The 20,138-nt window shown below is 48.6% G+C and carries 15 protein-coding genes and 1 pseudogene; all 16 read left to right on the top strand.

All coding sequences use genetic code 11. The features are described 5' to 3' along the window. Positions 1-20 precede the first annotated feature (20 nt). The 16 genes and pseudogenes from ACMTNU_RS15500 to ACMTNU_RS15425 all read left to right on the top strand — a co-directional run bounded on the left by ACMTNU_RS15500 (position 21) and on the right by ACMTNU_RS15425 (position 19,735). Positions 21-824 carry a sugar phosphate nucleotidyltransferase gene (locus ACMTNU_RS15500; RefSeq protein WP_413936206.1) on the top strand — a complete coding sequence of 268 codons (804 nt, stop codon included), beginning with the start codon at positions 21-23 and terminating at the stop codon, positions 822-824. Positions 825-859: 35 nt separating this feature from the next. Next, a complete protein-coding gene (locus tag ACMTNU_RS15495; protein ID WP_413936205.1) occupies positions 860-1,516 on the top strand; it encodes a PIG-L deacetylase family protein in 657 nt (218 codons plus the stop codon). Positions 1,517-1,537: 21 nt separating this feature from the next. Continuing rightward, a complete protein-coding gene (locus tag ACMTNU_RS15490; RefSeq protein WP_413936203.1) occupies positions 1,538-2,623 on the top strand; it encodes a hypothetical protein in 1,086 nt (361 codons plus the stop codon). Between the two features lie 140 nt (positions 2,624-2,763). Beyond that, positions 2,764-3,714, top strand: coding sequence for an IS481 family transposase (locus ACMTNU_RS15485; RefSeq protein WP_413936202.1), 951 nt, complete (start codon positions 2,764-2,766; stop codon positions 3,712-3,714). A gap of 188 nt (positions 3,715-3,902) precedes the next feature. Then, positions 3,903-5,369 (top strand): lipopolysaccharide biosynthesis protein, encoded by a 1,467-nt coding sequence (locus ACMTNU_RS15480; RefSeq protein WP_413936201.1) that lies wholly within the window; start codon positions 3,903-3,905, stop codon positions 5,367-5,369. Between the two features lie 31 nt (positions 5,370-5,400). Next, positions 5,401-6,396: a glycosyltransferase family 2 protein gene (locus tag ACMTNU_RS15475; protein ID WP_413936199.1), complete on the top strand. Its 996-nt coding sequence runs from the start codon at positions 5,401-5,403 to the stop codon at positions 6,394-6,396. A gap of 471 nt (positions 6,397-6,867) precedes the next feature. Beyond that, entirely contained in the window at positions 6,868-8,031 is a 1,164-nt protein-coding gene (locus tag ACMTNU_RS15470; protein WP_413936198.1) for a glycosyltransferase family 4 protein, read from the top strand. Further along, positions 8,028-8,855: a polysaccharide deacetylase family protein gene (locus tag ACMTNU_RS15465; RefSeq protein ID WP_413936196.1), complete on the top strand. Its 828-nt coding sequence runs from the start codon at positions 8,028-8,030 to the stop codon at positions 8,853-8,855. Before ACMTNU_RS15470 ends, ACMTNU_RS15465 begins: the two co-directional genes overlap by 4 nt. A gap of 2 nt (positions 8,856-8,857) precedes the next feature. Continuing rightward, the gene (locus tag ACMTNU_RS15460) at positions 8,858-9,751 is read left to right on the top strand and encodes a glycosyltransferase (protein ID WP_413936194.1); all 894 of its coding nucleotides are present in this window, start codon (positions 8,858-8,860) and stop codon (positions 9,749-9,751) included. Between the two features lie 344 nt (positions 9,752-10,095). Next, positions 10,096-11,976 (top strand): asparagine synthase (glutamine-hydrolyzing), encoded by a 1,881-nt coding sequence (gene asnB / locus ACMTNU_RS15455; RefSeq protein WP_413936192.1) that lies wholly within the window; start codon positions 10,096-10,098, stop codon positions 11,974-11,976. Beyond that, positions 11,973-12,953 carry a glycosyltransferase family 2 protein gene (locus ACMTNU_RS15450; RefSeq protein WP_413936190.1) on the top strand — a complete coding sequence of 327 codons (981 nt, stop codon included), beginning with the start codon at positions 11,973-11,975 and terminating at the stop codon, positions 12,951-12,953. The genes asnB and ACMTNU_RS15450 overlap by 4 nt, the downstream gene beginning before the upstream one ends. Before the next feature lie 361 nt (positions 12,954-13,314). Beyond that, on the top strand, positions 13,315-14,655 hold the full coding sequence (locus ACMTNU_RS15445) for a hypothetical protein (RefSeq protein WP_413936188.1): 1,341 nt from the start codon (positions 13,315-13,317) through the stop codon (positions 14,653-14,655). A gap of 351 nt (positions 14,656-15,006) precedes the next feature. Further along, complete coding sequence (locus ACMTNU_RS15440) at positions 15,007-16,059, top strand: IS630 family transposase (protein ID WP_413936187.1); 1,053 nt, start codon at positions 15,007-15,009, stop codon at positions 16,057-16,059. Positions 16,060-16,134: 75 nt separating this feature from the next. Next, positions 16,135-17,451, top strand: coding sequence for a hypothetical protein (locus ACMTNU_RS15435; RefSeq protein ID WP_413936185.1), 1,317 nt, complete (start codon positions 16,135-16,137; stop codon positions 17,449-17,451). Between the two features lie 12 nt (positions 17,452-17,463). Beyond that, positions 17,464-18,870 carry a class I SAM-dependent methyltransferase gene (locus ACMTNU_RS15430; RefSeq protein ID WP_413936183.1) on the top strand — a complete coding sequence of 469 codons (1,407 nt, stop codon included), beginning with the start codon at positions 17,464-17,466 and terminating at the stop codon, positions 18,868-18,870. 139 nt (positions 18,871-19,009) lie between these two features. Next, positions 19,010-19,735 (top strand): annotated as a pseudogene (locus tag ACMTNU_RS15425) (IS5 family transposase). Positions 19,736-20,138 lie beyond the last annotated feature (403 nt).

The following is a 20,138-nucleotide window of genomic DNA, read 5'->3' as shown; positions in this document are numbered from 1 at the left end:
AAATGTGGAAGGCTTACACTATGAAAGTCGTATTGTTTTGTGGCGGTTTAGGGATGCGGTTAAGAGAATACTCGGAGTCGATTCCTAAACCCATGGTTCCCATCGGGTATCGACCGATCCTTTGGCATGTCATGAAGTATTACGCCCACTTCGGACATAAGGATTTTGTGCTGTGTCTGGGGCATGCCGCCGATGTCGTCAAGAAATACTTCTTGAACTACGAAGAGGGCATTTCGAATGATTTCGTACTTTCAGAGGGGGGGAAGCGTCTCGACCTATTGAATGCTGATATTAGTGATTGGCGAATCACATTTGCTGACACTGGACTCACCTCCAACATAGGTCAACGCTTGAAGGCGGTAGAAAAATACCTGGATGGCGAAGAGATGTTTCTCGCCAACTACAGCGATGGCCTTACGGACCTTCCGCTACCCTCTCAGCTTGATCAATTTGTCAACGAAGATAAGGTCGGAAGCTTCGTCTGTGTCAAGCCGCGTCTTAGCTATCACATCGTGACGTTAAATGGCCAAGGCGACATCGAGAAGATTCAGGACATAAACCAGACGAATATTCGGATCAATGGTGGGTTCTTTATTTTTCGGAAGGATATCTTTCGCTATATGGTTCATGGGGAGGAGTTGGTTCGAGAACCCTTTCAGAGATTAATAAAAGAAAAGCGGCTCATCGGATACAAATACGACGGTTTCTGGGCTTCCATGGACACCTTCAAGGACAAACAATCGTTGGATGAGATGTATTCCCATGGCGATGCGCCATGGGAAGTATGGAAACCACGTTCTGAGAGAAAAGACTTTCCTTCGTAACCTTACGCCCCACTCTTGTTGCGTTCTTGATTCCCGTGAAAACCAGCTTCCCGATTCAGCTTGCTCGCAGAGGGTTGAATATCTTGTGCATCGGAGCTCATGCCGACGATATTGAGATCGGATGTGGAGGAACTATTCTCAAGCTGCTGCAGACCCATCCCGGCAGTCGTGTGGCATGGGTAGTTCTCACGGCGAGAGGAGATCGTAAGAAAGAGGCAATGAAAAGTGCCGCGGCATTTCTTCCGGGAGCAGGGTCTACGAAAATCATCACCAAATCGTTCAGAGAAAGCTATCTGCCCTATCAGGGAAAAGAAGTAAAAGAGTATTTCGACACCCTTCCACGAGTGATCGATCCGGACCTCATTTTTACCCATTATCGTCATGATCTCCATCAGGACCATCGCGTGGTTTGTGAGTTGACGTGGAATACCTATCGCCGCCATCAGATCCTGGAGTACGAGATCCCAAAGTACGACGGAGACCTTGGCCAACCTAATCTATATGTACCGCTCACGGATGACCTCGGCCGGGAAAAGGTTCGGTTACTCATGGAGGGATTTGCGACACAACGGAGCAAACGATGGTTTACGGAGGATATCTTCTATGGACTCCTCCGAATTCGTGGTATCGAATCTCCAAAGTTAACCAGGTATGCCGAGGCCTTCTATGCACGGAAGGTCGCGATTGAATAGCCAGGAAACATTGAGGGACGGATGAAGCTGAGAGCCGGAGATTGGGTCGAGGTTAAGAGTAAAGAGGAAATTCTTGCCACGCTCGATAAGAACGGGCGTTTGGAAGAGATGCCCTTTATGCCGCAGATGTTTGAGTATTGTGGCAGGAAGTTCAAGATTTACAAAAGAGCCCACAAGACTTGTGACACAGTATATCCGATTAGAGGAAGACGTTTGTCCAGTGCAGTGCATCTGGAGTTGCGCTGCGACGGGGCTACATATGGCGGCTGTCAGGCTGCCTGCCTGATCTTTTGGAAGACCGCGTGGCTGAAGGCAGCTAATGCGGATGGGAGCAATACACAATCTCTTTCGCAAGTCGGGCCAACGACGGGCGTCTCGTCGATCGGCACGACGGAGGTGGATGTTATCGCCGGGACATATGCCGAGGATGTGGGCTCTCCCGATGAGAGACGGTATATCTGTCAGGCGACACAGTTGCCGGTTTTCACGACTGATCTAAATTGGTGGGACGCTCGGCAGTATATGGAAGATGTTACGTCGGGAAATGTCACAATCAGCCAATTGCTCAGAGGGCTGGCGTATGCCTCATATAATAAAGTGATTAACGCGGGAATTGGGTTAGGTTGTATCCTTCGTTGGCTCTACGACCGAGCTCAATCTCTATGGGGAGGTATTCCCTATCCGAGAAGAAGCGGCAGTATCCCAGTAGATCAATCTACACCGACTTGTACGTTAAATCTCCAACCAGGGGAACTTGTCCGCGTGAAACCATTTCACGAAATTCTCACTACACTCAATACCGAGAATAAGAACAAAGGGCTGTATTTTGATGCAGAAGCCGTCCCTTATTGTGGAGACAAATATCGGGTGCGGTCGCGTCTGAATAAGTTCATTGATGAGAAGACAGGGAAGCTCATAACGATGAAGAACGATTCAATTCTTCTCGAAGGGGTTTGGTGCCGTTCTCGTTACAGTGCATGTCGAATGTTCTGCCCAAGAAGCATCTACTCGTGGTGGCGAGAAATCTGGCTGGAGCGGTTACCATCGGATTCTCTGGAAACTACTGCATTGTTAAATAGAAAAGTCCCGGTAACACCAAAGAACTAAGCAGCAGAGAAATCGTCTACGAGTGTATTCCTGTTTCGAATGTTGTTGTTGTTCATCGCTATGATGTTCCCTTGGACTAGGTGTTTAGTCCCACTTTGTGATGGTGTAGATTATTCTACACTACCAACAAAGGAGGAGTTATGGGACAAGTATTGCACGGGAGCGCCACAACGACAGCGGCGGTGCGTCGGGCAATCCAACATAGTCAAGAGAGCCTGAACCGGCTGGCTGAGCGCTACGCCATTAACCCGAAGACGGTAGCGAAGTGGAAGAAGCGCACGCATGTGGATGATGCGCCCATGGGGCCGAAACAGCCGCGTTCAACGGTGCTAACCCCTGACCAGGAAGCTGCGTGCGTCGCCTTTCGCAAGCATACCCTGCTCCCGCTGGATGATTGTTTGTATGCCCTGCAAAACAGCATTCCTGCGCTGACGCGTTCTTCCCTGCATCGCCTCTTCCAGCGGCATGACATCAGCCGCCTGCCTGAGCTGGATGGAGAACAACCTGCCAAGAAGAAGTTTAAGAAGTATCCGATCGGTTACTTCCACATTGACATTGCCGAAGTGCGAACAGAGGAAGGGAAACTCTATCTGTTCGTTGGGATCGATCGCACCAGCAAGTTCGCGTATGCTGAGCTACATGAGAAGTCTGGAAAGATAGAGGCGGCTCAGTTCCTACGCAACCTGATTGCTGCCGTGCCCTATAAAATCCATACGATCCTCACCGACAATGGCATCCAGTTTACCAACCGTAAAACAGATCGGCAGGCATTCCCTCATATCTTTGCTCGCGTCTGCCTCGAAAATAATACCGATCATCGTCTAAAAAAGCCCAATCATCCTTGGACCAATGGTCAGGTCGAACGCATGAACCGAACGGTAAAAGAGGCCACCGTCAAACGCTACTATTATGACAATCACCAGCAGCTCAGAGAACATCTGAACAACTTCCTGAATGCTTACAACTTCGCAAAACGACTGAAAACGTTGCGAGGACTCACACCCTATGAATACATCATCAAAGACTGGCAAAATGAACCAACTCGCTTTATCGTCAACCCAATCCATCACAAAGTGGGACTAAACACCTAGTTTTAAGCCATCTCCAGATATTTAATTGAGAGCCTGATAAAAACCTTCACCTATGACCTTCTCCCAAATCAGCCGACTTCGGCCTGAAATATCATTGTCTGTCTGATGGTAAAACCGAAGCAATTTGTTTTCTGATGAGACGTCGACAGTCAGTACAAAGCTAATTGTCAAAGGCGAGTTGGATTGCAGTGAAGGACTTGAAAGAGCGAACCCTTCGAGGTGCCTTCGCTAAATTCTTAGCGCAGGGGACAAGTTTTATTTTGCGGATTGGTTCCCTGATGGTTTTGGCCAGACTACTCGACCCAAAGGATTTCGGGTTAGTAGGCATGGTGACTGTTGTCACGGGGGTGTTCAGTCTGTTTAAGGATGCCGGACTTTCGACAGCTACGGTTCAGCGACCAGCAATTACCAATGAACAGGTTTCAGCGCTATTTTGGATCAATATCTTGGTGGGCACAGTTCTAGGGCTTTTATCCTTGGCAATCGCACCCGTCCTAGTATCCTTTTATCACGAGCCCCGTCTTTTCTGGGTGACGGCGGCTCTGTCGACCGGGTTCATCTTCAATGCAGCCGGGGTACAACACTCGGCGCTCCTTCAGCGTCAGATGCGCTTTGCAACTCTGTCAGCAGTAGAAATCATTTCGCTGATAGTAAGTACTGCTGTGGGAATTTCATTGGCCATCGGCGGTCATGGATATTGGGCATTGGTTGGCATGGCCGTTGTAACGCCTGCTACCTCCTCCGTATGTTTGTGGTTGGCTACGTCGTGGGTTCCAGGAAAGCCGCGTCGAGGGGAAGGAATAGGTTCTATGATTCGTTTCGGCGGGACAGCCACGCTAAATAGTCTAGTTGTGTATGTGGCGTATAATGTCGAGAAGGCTCTCCTAGGGCGATTTTGGGGAACTGAGGCGCTAGGAGTTTACGGAAGAGCCTATCAGCTGATCAATATTCCAACGGAGAATATAAACTCAGCAAGCGGAGTAGTTGCCCTGGCGGCACTTTCACGGCTCCAGAGCGACCCGGAGCGCTTCAAGAAATATTTCTTAAAAGGCTACTCGATAACATTGGCATTGACTCTCCCTGTTACAATAACCTGCGGTTTATTTGCCAATGACTTGATCTTAATTCTATTAGGACCTAAGTGGAAGGAGGTTGTCCCTATATTTCAGATGTTAACACCAACGATCTTGGTGTTTGCTCTGATAAATCCTATGTGGTGGCTCCTTGCGTCGACCGGGCGGGTGGAGCGAAGTTTGAAAATTGCACTTGTCATCGCGCCTCTCGTAATTGGTGCCTATCTCATAGGGCTACCTTATGGCCCTATCGGAGTGGCGGCGGCTTATTCGACCGTGATGATCTTGTGGTTGGTTCCACATATTGCTTGGTGCATAAATGGCACCTCAATTAGTGCACAGGATATTTTGAAGGTATCGATCCAACCTGCAATTTCAGCATTGGCGGCTACAGTCTTATCCATTGGGGCACATTTATTTTACGGCCAATTCCTTTCTCCTCTCCTGAGACTGTTATTAGGGAGCGGTATTCTTGTCGCCTCATACCTATGGATGCTTCTGTACGTAATGGGACAAAAGACATTTTATTTGGATATGCTTCAAAGTCTAAAGGGCAGCTCTTCAGCTGAGGCTGCAATTTAGTCCCCAGCAGTTGTGCTTAGTAAGAGGGTAAATGATGAGTGCGCACGACCCGCTTGTTGCTGTTGTTACCCCTGTCTTCAATGGTGAAAAGTATCTTGAAGAGTGTATTGAAAGCGTATTGGCTCAAACTTATCAGAATTGGGTATACGAGATTGTTGATAACTGTAGCACTGATAGTACTCTGAAGCTTGCTGAGAGGTATGCAAAAAAGGATAACCGCATTCGAGCTCGAAGCTATGGGGTATTTGTCGATGTCATGGAAAGCTACAATAGGTCGCTTCGCCTCATCTCTTCACAAAGCAAATATTGCAAGCTAGTATCAGCTGATGATTTTCTCATGCCCTCCTGTGTTGATAAAATGGTCAATTTGGCCGAATCGAGTCCTACAATAGGAATTGTAGGAAGCTATCAACTCTGTAGGGGCGATGTGATATGGAAAGGCTTACCGACGGATTTGCCAACCATGTCAGGGCGAACGGTATGTCGGAGGTTGCTACTTGAGCGTTTACCGGTGCACGGAAACCAAACGAGTAGCCTTTACTCGGCGGATCTCATAAGAAGACATGGCAGTTTCTTCCCACATCAATTTCCGTATGCAGACAGAAGTGCTATGTATGAATATCTTCAATATTGTGACTTTGGATTTGTGCATGAACCTCTTTCGTTTCAGAGGACTCATGAGGCGCAAGTAACCTCTCGGGTAGATCGACAACTCGGCATGTGGAATATTGGACTGCTTGATGACTTCTGCCGATATGGACGGATTTATCTCACAGAGGAAGAGTTTCAAGAACAGAAACACCAAATACTCGGTGAATATTATCGGTGGTTGAGTACGTGCGTACTTCAGATGAAACCCAAGACATTTTGGGAATTCCAAGAACGTCGGCTTGCTGAGTTCGGCTGTCGAATTCGGTGGGGCGAGGTACTGAAGGGTCTTATATCTGAGATTGGGGAGGAAATTCAAAGTCCGAAGGTTGCATTCGGCAAGTTCATGGTTGCGATGAGAAATAGGCGTGGGGAATAAGACTCCACATAGGTCAGATTGGAACCCGCTTTGAAGATACCGCCGCTATCTCTTGGGCGACCAGACGCCCCAATGGCCTAAGCGCTTCAGCTGCTCGATGTGCCGGCGTGTGGGTTGCTCCCGATGACGTTGCTCGATAATGTGAGCGGCACCCAACTCCTTTTATGGCCATTGATCAGATGATAGATGATGACCAAGATCGTATGCGCAATCGCCTTAACTGCTTTTGGGGATCCTGGGTGCCCACATTACCCGTTGGCACCAAGCCGACAGGCGATGGTCTTTCGTTCGAGTCGCGGTCAATACAGCTTGTGCGTAGCCAGCGATTCCTCTTGCTGAGACAGGGACCAGAGAGACTCGTTTTATGGGGTGGCGGAAAGACGGACTTGCACCCAATGCGTGCAAATGGCCTTAAGCGAATCAAATATGAAATCGGCCAATCAGAAAACCTCAGAAAGTAAAAGAGCCTGCATGCTCGCCTATTCATTTTATGAAAATGATAATCGAGTGAGGCGGTACGCTGAAACTCTGGCGAGGCATGGGTATCAAGTGGATGCCGTCACTCTGGGAAAGATAGGTCAACCCCGGTATGAAAACCTGGCCGGCGTAAGAATTTGCAGAATACAGAAAAGGATACGCGATGAAATCGGCAAGCTCTCATACCTCAACAAGCTTCTGAAATTTTTCCTCAGATCGGTGTTCTTTATATCGAGGCACCACCTGCACCGGCGGTATGATGTTATCCATGTACACTCTGTTCCTGACTTCGAGGTATTCGCAACCTTTTTTGCCAAGATAACCGGCGCCAGAATTATTCTCGATATTCATGACATTGTCCCTGAGCTCTACGCTAGTAAATTTCAGGTCAAGAGAGACTCCCTCATATTCAAGGCGCTGGTTTTAATTGAGAAAGCATCCATCGCATTCTCCGATCACGTAATCATTGCGAACCATATCTGGGAAGAGACCCTTCGGTCACGCTCTGTCAGAAAAGTGAACTGTACGACACTGCTTAATTACCCTGACCCATTGATCTTCCATCACAAACTCAGGACTCGGAACGAAGACAAGTTTATCATCATATATCCAGGAACCATCAATTGGCATCAGGGGCTCGATATTGCGGTCAGGGCCTTTGCTAAGATCAAGGACAGCGCGCCTCAAGCGGAATTCCACATTTATGGAGACGGACCGATGCGGCAGGCAATCCAACAATTGATTGCTGATCTTAATCTCGAGGAAAGGGTATTTCTAAAGGGAATGCTAACCTTAGATCAAGTTGCGGTTGTAATGGCCAATGCAGATTTGGGAATTGTTCCTAAGAGAAACGACTCGTTCGGGGGAGACGCCTTCAGTACCAAAATTCTGGAGTTCATGGCTCTTGGCGTCCCGGTGGTAGTCGCCGCTACCCGGATTGACCGCTATTACTTCAATGATACCATCATCAGATTCTTCGAGCCTGAGAACGTGCAGGACCTCACACTGGCCATCACCGACATGATCCAAAATAGAGACCTCGGTGAGCGCTTATCCTCAAATGCATTGCAGTTCGTCTCTGAGCTGACTTGGGACAAAAGAGAAAAAGACTATCTTGCTCTTGTCACCTCTTTTGTTGAGCGGAGAGTCGGTAAATGATGCCTCGCCTAGACCGCGGCGTGACGCTGTGCTATTTCAGACCCCTTAGATATCTTGGCTTAAGGGAGAACGCAGGGATACCAATTCTCATGTACCACAGCATTAGCGAGACTCAAGAACGCACTCACCCATATTACCAAGTCAATACCGCGCCGAAGGCATTTTCGGATCAGATGCATTTTTTGGCTATGCATGGTTACAGGACCATTAAACTGAACGAATTAACCAGTAAAGTCCCCGACGCTAAGAGCGTTGTTATCACATTTGACGATGGATACAGCGACTTTTACTTCGAGGCCTTTCCTAGGCTCCAGGAATATGGATTCCATGCCACTGTATTCTTAGTAACGGCAAATGTCGGTGGCGAAACATTCAAAGGGAAACAATGCCTGAATTGGGGACAGATCAGAGAATTGCATGCGGCTGGCATAACGTTCGGTTCACATACTCATACACATCCCCAGCTCAGAAACCTCGACCGGCCAGCTGTCAAGCTGGAGTTGAGGCAGTCGAAGAATGTCATTGAAGACAGGCTTGGGAGCGAGGTGGCTTTCTTCTCATATCCCTATCAATTTCCAGAAGAGAGTAAAGAATTCCAGGACATTCTCGGTGATGAATTAACGAATGCAGGCTATACACACGGAGTCACAACAATTATCGGAAGATACCATAAAGGTGACGACGTGAGGTTTTTAAAAAGACTTCCGGTAAACGCGGGCGATGATGAGCTTCTGTTTGGAGCAAAATTGGACGGCGATTACGATTGGCTTCATACACCTCAGTGGATAGTCAAATACATGCGCTCAATATTCAAGAGTAGTTAAAGATGATTAGGGTAAGTACGTCCTACGTTATCATAAGTCCTGTGCGGGATGAAGCGAACCATATCGAAAAGACCATTCGATCTGTGATCGCTCAAACTTTGAAACCGCTGTTATGGATAATTGTAGACGATGGGTCTATGGATCACACGCCAGAAATCATCAGTCGATATGCTCAAGATCATTTGTTCATTAAGCTAGTTCGTACTAGGCAGCCGGGCGTTCGGCAGCCGGGTTCAGGTGTTATTCGAGCCTTTAATTATGGCTATGCCGATCTTAAGGGAATCTCCTATGATTACATTGTGAAGCTTGATGGCGATCTCAGCTTTGACGCGGACTATTTTGAGAAGCTGTTTCAGCGGTTTCATATTGATAGCCGAGTGGGAATTGCCTCAGGAATTTATCTCGAACAGGGTAGGACTGGGGTCTGGGAAGAAGTTAAGATGCCTTATTATCACGCGGCTGGGGCATGCAAGGTGCTGCGTCGCGAATGCTTTAAGCAAATAGATGGATTTATCGCAACGGCAGGATGGGATACTGTTGATGAAATGCGAGCCATGGCGAAGGGCTGGAGGACAGGGCATTTTTCAGATTTGCGCATGCGGCACCATAAACCTGAAGGTTCTGGCATCGGTATGATGAGGACGAGCCTTATGCATGGCGAGATTTATTACCTGACGAGTGGAAACAAACTGTTCTTTTTGTTCAAGCTCATCCATCGTATAGGGAGCAAACCCTATCTATTGGGTTCATTAGCATTACTAGCTGGATATCTAAGAGCTGCAGTGATGCGGAAGCAGTGCCTTCTCACCAAAGAAGAAGCGAGTATTTATCACACCTTGTTGCGCGAGCGTTTATGGACTCAGGCGAAAAGCCTAGCCTCAGGACTCATTCTTTGAGGTAGAAAATGAAGGTGGCTGCGGGCAGATGGCCGTGCAAAAGATGTGTGGGTACAGTGATCATAGCGCATGGCGATGCGGCGCCAGGCCTTGATGCGACCAAACATGATCTCTATTTATGGCGCTGCTTGTACAGATTTGTACTGTAGCGAGGCTTTTTCTTACGGTTCTGCATGGCGGAATGCAGGCTCAACATGAACACACCACTCGTGGTCACCTCCAGCCATAGTGAATCACATCTACTATTCGCCCGGAATTCCCAAGAATAACGAGATGAGCCCTGAGCATAGCGAGGCAGAGTTGAGGGTATCGGTGGTGTTGTTACCGAAGTACAGAGCTATCTGATGTGTGGATTTTGCGGCATATTTGATCGGTCCGGATCCCCTATTGATAAGACACTATTGAGGGAAATGAGTTTTGTTATCAGTCATCGGGGTCCGGATGGTGAAGGTCTATTTGTCGACCGAGAGGTCGGTCTTGGGCATCGTCGGTTGAGCATCATCGATGTTGATGGGGGTGCCCAGCCGATTACCAATGAAGATGGAAGTTTACAAATCGTCTTTAATGGAGAGATTTATAATTTTATAGAGCTGCGCAAAGAACTTGAGGGTGCAGGCCACATATTTACAACACAGTCAGACACGGAAGTTATTGTCCACGCTTACGAACAGTGGGGCAAAAAGTGCGTCGAGCATTTGAATGGAATGTTTGCTTTTGCCTTATGGGACTTGAATAAACGGGAATTGTTTCTTGCACGGGATCATCTCGGCATCAAGCCCTTGTACTATGCGGATTTGGGTAAACGTATCATATTTGCATCCGAAATTAAGGCTCTACTCCAAGATCAAGAGTGTCCTCGGGAGGTTGATGAAGAATCTCTAACTGAACTCTTTACATTCCGATATGTTCCCTCCCCCAAAACACTCTTCAAGAACATCCACAAGGTCCCTCCAGGACATCGAATGACCATCTCTCAAAGTGGCGTTGAGCTTATGTCATTCTGGGAGTGGAAGCCTCGGATCCGAGAAAGCTGGGATGAGGAAATATTAGTTGAAGAATACCGCGCCCTCTTAGTTGACGCCATACGTCTCCAACTCAGGAGCGATGTGCCGCTGGGTCTATTTCTAAGCTCAGGAGTCGATTCGGGGGCACTTCTCGCCATTATGAGTCAGTATTCTTCCGAACCTATTCGGGCGTTTACCATCGGATTTGAAGGGGGAGAGACAACTAATGAGGTGGAAGATGCAAGGACTATGGCCAGGATGTTCGGGGCGGATCATCATTGCATGGAAATTAAGCCGGAAGACTATCTGAAGTACTATGAAAACTATCTCTGGGATCTCGAGGAACCAGTGGGAAATGAATCCGCCGCTGCTTTTTACTTCGTCAGTAAGATAGCCTCTGAAAATGTCAAGGTGGCATTGGCTGGGCAGGGGGCTGATGAACCGTGGGCGGGTTATGATCGTTACTTGGGTGCCAAGCTATCAGCTTTTTATAGCCGGCTACCCTCCATTGTGACAGGGGCTTTCGCCTCATTGGTGAACAAAATTCCAGGTCGACTTGAACGATTGAAACGGGCTGCGAGTTCTATGAACGAGCCAGATATGTTGACGCGGTTTACAAAAATATATTCATTCTATAGCACTGAGATGAAGCAACACCTCTTTAAAGGCTCACTCAGAACGCAGATAATTCAGGACCCATATCGGTCAAAGGAGGCTCTCCGTCGTCTCCAAGGTGACGTACAGCACATGGATCCGGTGGCTCAAATGCTCTACATCGACACGCGGGCTAATTTGCCGGACGATCTACTGATGGTTGGAGACAAATTGTCAATGGCAAACTCTCTTGAGGTCCGCCTTCCATTTCTTGATTACCGGCTGATCGAGTTCATCGAGAGTCTTCCTGTCCAACTGAAATTGAATGGGTGGACAGGAAAATATCTTCACAAAAAAGCGATGACAAAATGGTTGCCAAAGAGAATAGTCTACCAAAAGAAAAAGGGATTTGCGAATCCTATCGAAGAGTGGTTTCGAACCAAGATGCGGCCGTTCGTTGAAGAGACTCTATTGAGCCCCGATTCTGCTGTTGCGCGGTATTTTGATCAGAGATATATCGGCCGTATGCTTCAGAAGGATCGGGACGGTACAGAACAACTCCGGCGCCATATCTATCTCCTTGTGTCATTTGAGTTGTGGCACCGTACATTTATGAGAGGCAAATGACGGAAGCTCACAACAATACGGATTTGTCCATTATCATCGTAAACTGGAACTCTAAAAAGTATCTTCAGAAGTGTCTTAAGTCGCTCTCACGTTGTACGAGTAAGTTCACCTATGACATCATAGTTCTTGATGGCGCATCATTCGACGGGTGTGGAGAAATGTTGAGGCAATACTTTCCACACGTTCGCTTTGTTCAGAGTCACAATAATATGGGATTTGGGAGGGCGAATAACGAAGCCTTCAAGATTGCGCGCGGTCGCAGTATTCTGTTTTTGAATCCAGATACCGAGATCGAGGGCTCCGCGATTGAGACGTTGGCTGTTTGTTTAGGTTCTCTGCCCGATGCCGGTATCGTTGGTGCGAAACTTCTTAACAGTGACCGGTCTGTCCAAACCAGTTGTATCCAAGCCTTCCCTACAATACTTAATCAGTTTGTTGATTCAGATGCTCTCCGGAATGCTTTCCCGAAAGCTATGTTATGGGGGACAGGCCCGTTGTACGATGAGAGCCAGCTTCCTCAGAGCGTTGATGCAGTTTCAGGTGCCTGTTTGATGATAAAGCGGGCGGTGTTCGAGACCGTAGGAAAGTTCAGCTCAGATTATTTCATGTATTCCGAGGACATTGATCTATGCTTCAAGACAAGGCAGGCCGGCTGGAGAACTTATTATATTCCCACGGCAGTCGTTGTTCACCACGGAGGAGCAAGTAGTGCACAAAGTGGCATTAGTGTTTTTTCTAGCGTGATGATGCTTGAGTCACGTTGGCGATTTTTTAAAAGGACGCGTCCAGCCTGGTATTGTTGGCTTTACCGTGCTGCGATGTTGTTTCTGAGTATTGTGCGGCTGGGAGTTATTTCGCTCGGGTGGCCTATGTATCGGGTCCGAGGAAATGAACTCCATTTCGGAAACCGGATGAAGAAGTGGACCGCCAGATTGCGATGGGCCCTAGGCGGTGAATGTTGGGTTAAGAACTACTGAATCTTCAAGAAGTGAGAAGCAACAGTTGCCGTGAGACTCAAATCGAGCAAAGCGATCCAACATGAAAACAGTTGGCATTTCAAGCTCCATTATATCGGCAGGTCTTCAAAGAACACTTGACTCTCTAGGAGAGGCGTTTGGTGTTCGGTTTGAGGAACGCGTATTTGGGGAAAGCAGAGGACTGGATGCATGGGTTCTACCTGAATTGGAGGTGAGCTCTGTCGGCCGCTTGGCCAATTGTCCTCTCCCATGTTATGCAACTGTTCCTGCCAATCAACTCCTTCCATGCGGCTTATCGCCGATTATAGAATTCTCAGGTTCCTGCACGCTTCCGTCTTTCTTGGTAGGAAGAAAGGTCAAAGTGGCTGAAGCAGCCGAATTAATGTCCTTACCTCGGAACATTGGAGGTTTAGCTAGTCTTGCTTCCAAAGAAGGTGCTCCGATATGGGCAGAGCAGAAGGCCGAAAACTGCTCGCACCACTATGTATCTATGCCTATCCCTGATTTAAAGGAGAATGAGTCACTATTTCAATATTTTCATGGAAGACAGTTCCTACGTTTGCTCCCCTTGCTCTTATTCGTGCGCGCTCTGGCTGATGATAAAAAGTGGGAACGGCCACCGCTACGGGCGTGTTTCACACTCGATGACCCGAATCTTCACTGGCGCACCTATGGATTTGTTGACTATTCAAATATTGCAGTGCATGCAAAGCGGCATAACTATCACGTCAGTTTTGCGATGATTCCGCTAGATACTTGGTTCGAGCATAAATCGACCGTGGATATTTTTAAGAAGTATCCTAATCAATTGTCCTTACTAATCCACGGCAATGATCACACTGCGCGAGAATTAGCGAGTCCTGACCTTGGCGATAAAACAGTTAATAAATTACACCAGGCCCTGAATCGAATGCTAGCGTTTGAACGCCGTACCAATGTTGAAGTCTCCAGAGTCATGGCTCCCCCACATGGTGCTTGTAATGAAAACGCCCTCGCTTCCATGGCTTGCTTGGGGTTCGAGGCCGCTACTATTTCACGAGGCTCGCTCCGTCATCACAATAAAGGGGCAAGTTGGCTTGGAGTCCTTGGAATGAGACCTTCAGACGTCATTGCTGGACTGCCTGTCTTGCCGAGATTCCCTCTAAATGAGAGTTGCCACAACAGCATCCTAATCGCAGCACTTCTTGATCAACCAATCATTGCTGCTGGGCATCATCAAGATGTTGCGGATGGGCTTCAACTGCTTTCTCAACTATCGGGGTTTGTCAACTCGCTTGGATCAGTTTATTGGGCAGATATGAGGCGAATAGCTAGGTCCCACTTTGCGCAATGCTTAGACGGAGATATTCTCAGAGTCAGAATGTACAGTAGACATGTTCACGTAAATGTTCCTGAAGGAGTGCGTCAGCTATGGATTGACCGGCCACCGTTTCAAGCTGGCGAGTTGATTCCATTCGTATGGAGGAAATCGGGCGATGCCTCAGAATGGAAGTCGGGTATCGTCGATAAACCTATTGAGGTTCTTCCTAAAGATAGGATGGAAGTTCGGTTTGGGCCAATAACGGTTCCATTCGGTGATAAGAATCTCAGAGAGTTTCGTCTGTGGCCTGTTGCACGAAGACAGCTCACCGAAGTGAGGGATAGGCTTGCACCAGTTTTGAAAATGTGTTCGGCCTACTTTATCAACTCAAAAGGAATGTAGGCAAAGGCGAATCGCGTATCTTTCCTGTCGGGACTTGGTATTCCTTCTGAAGTGCAAGGCAATTCGTTGCGTAGGCAGAGCTCACGGCACCATACAAATACTCAAGTGCATGCCCTCGAAAATGTAATCTCCAACTAAGTGGGTTATGTGATCTATAAATGAGATGACGTCTTTGACTGGAGGCTGCCTAATTACGCAGGAGTTTCCCACCTGGCAGGGTAAGGGTGTGAGTTGGGCGCCGTCTGTTGCTCGCCTGGTGCTATGATGGCCATTGATGAAATTCCATCGATAGGCCCATCTAGTGGACTGTAACGTTTAGATGGGAGTATCCTCGCGCCTAAGGAGGGCGAGATGATCCTGACCCCACACGAACGCAGCGAACTGCAACGGCAAGCGGGAGCGCGGAACGGACGTGCTGATCAAGCTCGACAGGCCCGGCTGATTCTGCTGTGGTCCGAGGGCCTGACCTGGGCGCAGATTCGTGCCAAGCTTGATTGCGGCGACAGCTACATTGATCGTTGGAGCAAACGCTTTGCCACCGACCGGCTGGCCGGTTTATTCACCCGGTACGCCGGGCGCGCGCGCTACAAAGCGACAGATCGGATCGAGGCGAAAGTGCTGGCGTGGACCACCCAACGCAAGCCAACCGATGGGTCCACGCACTGGTCCTCACGCAAGCTAGCGGCAGAGTTGGGGGACATCTCGCATATGACGGTCACGCGTATCTGGGCCAAGCACGCCCTCAAGCCGCATCGGCTGGAAGGGTATCTGGCCTCCAACGACCCGGACTTTGAAGCCAAGGCGGCTGATGTGATCGGCCTGTATCTGAACCCACCGCAGCACGCCGTCGTGTTCTGCGTGGACGAGAAAACCGCGATTCAGGCGCTCGATCGCAAAGCCCCGGTGTTGCCCCTGTCACCCGGGCGGGCCGAACGCCATGGCTTTGAGTATGTCCGGCACGGCACACTCTCCCTATACGCGGCGTTCAACACCAAGACGGGTGAGGTGTTAGGCAAGACGGCGCCGCGCCACACCTCGGCCGAGTTCGTCGCGTTTCTAACCGATCTTGTGGTGAACCAGCCCCACGACAAGCAGATCCATGTGATCGCCGACCACCTCTCGGCGCACAAGACCTCGCGGGTCGAGGCGTTCCTCGCCCAGTACCCGAGGGTACAGCTGCACTTTACTCCGACGTACTCCTCCTGGCTGAACCAGGTCGAACTGTGGTTCGCCAAGATCGAACGCGACGTGATCGCTCGTGGTGTCTTTACTTCGGTGCCTGATCTCAAAAGAAAGCTCATGCGCTATATCCGGCGCTACAAAGCACAGCCCAAACCCGTGAAGTGGAAGTACTTCGATGCATCCAGTCGAATTACTCCCAAATCAATTGTTACAGTCCACTAGTCCACAAGACCCAATACCATTTGGCATGGGTGACACGGTACCGGCGGATAATTGGAGAAAAGACCGCATTCGCTCATGAATGCATTTGCCCTCATATTTCTGTTGATGAATCTCGCGGCTTTGTTCTTGCTGCCACGGCGATGGACTCCGCTTCCGATCTTACTCGGAGCCTGCTACATTCCTGCCCTCCAGCTTATCCAGCTTGGCCCCGCTCATTTATCTGTTATGAGGGCGTTGATTGCCGGTGGTCTGGTTAGAATTATTATGCGTAATGAGCGACTGGTGGGTGGCTTGAATAGCTTGGACCGCCTGGTGATGGTATGGGCGGTCTGGATGCTGGTTAGTAGTTATTTTCACAAAGATCAATCTGCCGCATTAGTATATCGACTCGGGCTTGTATATGATGCCGGTGGTATCTACTTTCTTCTTCGTATTTTGTGTACGTCACTTGACGATGTGGTCGGACTGTGCCGTATCACAGCTATTCTGTTGGTTCCTCTTGCCATCGAGATGCTGTACGAAAAGGTTACGCTCCAGAATCTTTTCTATGAAGCGGTAGGCGATCCAATTGGATTATATATTCGTAATGGAACCGTTCGTGCTCAAGGACCTTTTGCACATGCAATCATAGCGGGGACTGTCGCCGCAACTACGATGCCGATTATCATGGTGTTATGGCGACAGTCTAGAAAAGAGGCGATTGTTGGCCTTGGCGCTTGTCTGGTTATTATTTTCACCTGTGGATCAAGCGGACCGATAATGAGCATGGCATCAGGATTTGCTGCGCTATTCATGTGGCGGCACCGTGCACAAATACCGTTAGTCTTTTGGATAATGGTTGCAAGTTATGTAGTACTGGATCTCGTGATGAAGGAACCCGCCTATTACATTATGGCTCGAATTGATTTGGTGGGAGGGAGCGGGGGGTGGCATCGAGCGAGGTTGATCGAGTCTGCAATTGAGCATCTTGATGAATGGTGGGTTGCCGGAACTGACTACACACGACATTGGATGCCATCAGGCGTCTCCTGGAGCGCCGAGCACACTGATATTACTAATCACTATTTGAAGATGGGAGTGATTGGCGGACTGCCGTTGATGTTACTGTTCATGGGCATCTTGATGCAGGGGTTTTCTGCCGTGCGATGGACTGTCCAGGCGGTGTCACAAAGATTATCTAAACATCAGTTTACCTGTTGGGCACTGGGAGCATCGCTCTTTGCACATGCGACCACTTTCATTTCAGTCTCTTACTTCGACCAATCGTTTGTATTCATTTACTTGACGCTTGCAGCAATTGGTTCGGTTTATTCCAATGCGCCGATGAAAAGCCGTGTGAGGCTTTCAACGTCATCTCTTGGAGATCACGCTCTACTGATCAAAAGAACTTGAGGGATCCGCGGGATGAAGATCTTGGTGGCGATCGCAAACTATGGAACCAAAAACATGAGGTTCCTTCATGCTCTTCTTAAAGAATATCGGTCGATGTCTTATGAAACAGACATCGTTGTATTCTCTAATATTCCCAAAGAATTGGGGGAGGCTGTCGAAGTCAAGGTAGGTCTTCCTTCGAAAAATCCGTGGTCACTTCCGTTCGCTCATAAGAAAGTGTTTGCTGAAAGGGTAAATGAGTATGATCTTTTTATATACTCAGAAGATGACACATTAATTACAGAACATCACATCGCAGCTTTCCTAGATGTGACCCGCATCCTCCCGAAAAACGTTATTGCTGGGTTTCTTCGGTACGAATTCGATAGGTCTGGAAATAAATATTACTCTTCAGTGCATTCCCATTTTCACTGGATACCGGACTCTCTTGTATCTGTCGGTAGATACGCCTTTGCACGGTTCACGAATGACCATTCAGCATGTTATCTCTTGACAAGAGAGCAACTGAAAATTGCGATTGATTCCGGAGGCTACCTGGTCGAACCACATGAGGGACGCTATGATCTGTTGGTGACCGCAGCGACTGATCCCTATACGCAGTGCGGTCTATCAAAGATAATATGTGTTTCGCATCTGAATGATTTTGAGCTCCATCACCTGCCGGATGTCTATATCGGAAGATTAGGCGTGGCGGAGAGAGAATTAAACCAACAAATCTCGGCTTTGTTGAAAAACAGCGTGGATACCCAGAGACACCTCTTTGCAGTAGAGACCAAGTGTAAGCAAGAGCGATGGAGCAAAAGTTTTTATGAACCGGCCAGAGAAGATATTGTTGGCTTGATTCCCAATTATCCTCAAAACATTTTGTCGGTCGGCTGTGGATGGGGTGCCATGGAGGCAGCGCTGGTTCAGAGAGGGCATAAAGTAGCTGCTGTTCCTCTCGACTCAGTGATCGGAAGTTGTGCCGAAGCAAAGGGTGTTGAGATCACCTGTCCAGACTTTTATCAAGCATTCAGAAGCTTATCAGGCAGGCGATTCGATTGCATTATATTTTCAGAGGTTCTTCAACATATTCCTGACCCTGTGAAAGTTCTTTCAAACTATGTGAGTCTCTTGTCAAACGATGGAATGGTGGTTATCAGCGTACCAAATTTTAGCAGCATTAAATTGCGTCATGCATTCACATCGGAGGGGATCTTGTCAAAAGAGATGAGCGTATTCGATAGAACCGGACTGCACATGACGACCCCAGATTTGGTCAAGACCTGGTTGAAGCAAAGTAATCTACGAGTGGTTCATTCTCTCTATGGTGCTCAGGGGCGATCACGGCTGCTGATGCCGATTATGCCAGGGCGTCTCAAAGGCCTTGTGGCGGAAGAGTATCTTATCGTAGCGCGCAAAGTATCGTATGAGTTTTGAAGAAGTGGCCCTGGTCTAGGGTCCAAACTCAATTATTGAGTTGGTAAGCCATTGATGATTCAATAGTCATGCACGCAAGGGAGGCGCGGCATGCTCATGAAGAACGAACGCCATCGTAAGCACTGCTGGTTAGACGACCCTGCAATGGTCGATACGTGAGAAACATCTGCCGAAGACGCACCCAGGGCCGGAGGGTACGGATGATCGGCGGATTATCAGCAGGATCATCCATGTGGTGCAATCGGGTTGTCGATGGCAGGACTGTCCGCCGGAATACGGTCCGTCCACCATAGGTTCCAATCGGTATCACCGGGGGGCCATGCGTGGGATCTGGAAACGCATATTCTGCAACATGACCGCCATCGTGGGCACCCATTACGAGAATAGCATTGATTCAACGATCAGCAAGGCTCACCGCTCGGCCAGCGGTAAAAAGGGGGTGGCTCGGAAGCAATTGGCAAAAGCTGGGGCGGACGCGCCACGAAAGTCCATGCGGTTACGGATGAAAAAGGTCGTCCGATCGCATTCCTGCTGACACCGGGCAATGCGTCCGACAGCAAGGCGGTAAAGCCGTTGCTGGAACCGCTGACGTCTCCCAAACAATTATTGGCGGACAAGGCGTACGATAGCGATGAGGTAAGGGCATGGCTCAAAAATCGGAATACAGAACCCGTCGTTCCTATCCGGAACAATCGCACAAGCCCATATCTATTCAAAAACGACGCTACAAATAGCGCAACACGATCGAGAAGATGTTTTGCCGTCTCAAAGATGCGCGGCGCATCGCCACCAGAATGATACATCTGCAAAGACGTTCCTTAACGACATCTGTCTCGCCTCGATCGTGTACTGGTGGCTTAATTGAGTTTGGACCCTCGGATTGACAGCAATACGTAAAATCTTGCTATCTTTTTCGATGGTCTAGTGAGCAACAAGAAGTCAGGGGTTGTATGGACCAGGAATGCAAACATTGTTGGTCAACATAACCGGCAGTAATGCAGTCTGCAGAAAATTGGAACTTGAGAATAGGTTGGGATGGAGGCTCCCCGTTATTGCAAAAGTGTCCAGCCTTGTTGACCTAAATCAGCCGAATCTTGCATTGCTGGTCCAGGGCATCCGTTCCTAAATGTTCAGTTCGGTTCTTATGTTCCTGCTTACTGGTATACCGCAAACTATGAAAGTCCGACCACTGCTAGATGGTTTGTAAAGTTCTCGCACTATTCTCCGTAAATATCCGACAGTCGCTCCTCCTGTGCTAATGGCGCTGA

Source organism: Nitrospira sp. BLG_1, assembly GCF_047338595.1.
Lineage (GTDB): Bacteria > Nitrospirota > Nitrospiria > Nitrospirales > Nitrospiraceae > Nitrospira_D.
The sequence above is the reverse complement of the archived record's forward strand: the minus strand, read 5'-3'. Positions and strand labels throughout refer to the sequence as shown.